Source organism: Paenarthrobacter sp. PAE-2 (genome assembly GCF_026013155.1).
In the GTDB taxonomy this organism is placed as follows: domain Bacteria; phylum Actinomycetota; class Actinomycetes; order Actinomycetales; family Micrococcaceae; genus Arthrobacter; species Arthrobacter ureafaciens.
The window spans coordinates 1-1,922 of record NZ_JAPDNV010000090.1; the positions used below are offsets into that span (position 1 = coordinate 1).

Annotated in this window: 1 protein-coding gene and 1 pseudogene; one reads left to right on the forward strand and one right to left on the reverse strand. The window is 63.0% G+C overall.

Annotation, left to right across the window (positions count from 1 at the left end):
* Positions 1 to 239, reverse strand: a pseudogene (locus OCL88_RS20980) (helix-turn-helix domain-containing protein); the annotation flags it as partial.
* 157 nt (positions 240 to 396) lie between these two features.
* Here OCL88_RS20980 and istA point away from each other — a divergent pair.
* On the forward strand, positions 397 to 1,922 hold a 1,526-nt coding region (istA, locus tag OCL88_RS20985; protein ID WP_264963833.1), incomplete at its 3' end, for an IS21 family transposase.

The following is a 1,922-nucleotide window of genomic DNA, read 5'->3' on the forward strand; positions in this document are numbered from 1 at the left end:
CGGCCCGGAGCCAAATCTGTCAGCAAACCAGAACCATCGCGACTGCGTTTGATCAGCACGTACACCTGGCGTCGCGATACGTTCAAGGCCGCGGCGGCAGCATCAACCGCTCCCCTGCCAACGACCGTCCGCGCAGCCAAGGGACCGATCACGGCCGAAACCGACCTCGTCCGATCCCACAGCTCATCCTGCATCGTCAGCATGCCCGGCTCACGAATGGGTGCCGATTCCGCATCCACTCCGACACCTCCTGAGTATGACAGTCTGATCGGAGCCCACTAGGACGGCCCGAACGGTACCCACCAGCCGGACATGCCGAACCTAATGACGGCTTGAATGGTACCCACCTGTGAACGTTGATCCATCCAGTGTTGGATCGACGACGGGAGGGCCGGGATGGGGTCAAGAGTGGAGTTGTTCGCGCAGATTCGGAGGGATGCCCGGGTGGAGGGCGCGTCAATCCGGGAGCTTGCCCGCAGGCACCAGGTGGCGCGGAAAACCGTGCGTAAGGCGTTAAGTTCCCCGGTCCCGCCAGAGCGTAAAACTCCTGTACGGTCCTCGCCGCGGCTTGATCCTTATAAACCGACGATCGACGCCATGCTCGTCGAGGACACGACGGCGCCGAGGAAGCAGCGTCACACTGCCCGGAGGATTCTTGCCCGGCTCATCGAGGAGCATGGAGCGGACGAGTTGTCGTATTCGACGGTGCGTGACTACGTTCGGGTCCGCCGGGCGCAGATCGATGTGGAGGCCGGCCGCCGGGTTGAGGTATTTGTTCCTCAGGAGCACGCCCCGGGCGCGGAAGCGGAAGTGGACTTCGGTGAAGTCTGGATCGTGCTGGACGGGGTAAAGACGAAATGCCACATGTTCATCTTCCGGCTTTCTCACTCCGGCAAAGCCATCCACCGGATTTACCCCACCCAGGCCCAGGAAGCGTTTCTGGAAGGCCACGTCGAGGCGTTCAACGAGATCGGCGGCGTGCCGGTCAAACATATCCGCTATGACAACCTCACCAGTGCCGTCAGGGCCGTGGTGTTCGGTCAGGGGCGGAACCGCCTGGAGAATGACCGGTGGGTGTTGTTTCGCTCGTTCTATGGATTTGATGCCTTTTATTGCCAGCCAGGTCTTGCCGGCGCTCACGAGAAAGGCGGGGTCGAGGGCGAGGTGGGCTGGTTCCGCCGCAACCGGCTGACCCCGATGCCCGTGGCGAGGTCCCTTGATGAGCTCAACGACTGGATCCGGAGCCGGGAGGTTCAAGACGATCAGCGGCGGATTGATGGCAGGATCCGCACTATCGGCCAAGACTTCGCCGCCGAGCGCCCGTTCCTGGCACCGTTGCCGGCCGACGAGTTCGATCCCGGTCTGGTGTTGAACCCGAGAGTGGACCGGTCCTCAATGATTACCGTGCGGATGGTGAAGTACTCGGTGCCAGCACGGTTCATCGGTCGGCGGGTCCGGGTTTCATTGCGGGCATCCGAAGTTGTGGTGTTCGACGGCCGCGCGGTGGCGGCCCGGCACCAGCGGATTATTGCCAAGGGCGGGCAGTCGGTCCAGTTGGACCATTATCTGGAGGTCCTCAAGACCAAGCCCGGCGCTTTGCCTGGTTCCACTGCTTTGGCCAGGGCGCGGGAGTCGGGTGCTTTCACCAGCGCCCATGACGCCTTCTGGTCTGCCTCGCGCAGGGTCAACGGTGATGCCGCGGGGACCCGTGAACTGATTGACGTCCTGCTGCTGCACCGATCGATGGAAGCCGAAGACATCGAGGCAGGGATCACCGCAGCCCTTGGAGTAGGTGCCGTCAGTGCCGACGTCGTGGCGGTTGAAGGCCGCCGACATGCCTCCAGCATCCCTGCTGGTGGGTCCCGTCGGGGGTGTCAAGTTTTCTGTGTAAGGGACCGGTCGGTTGTCCGGTCTGCCGGGTG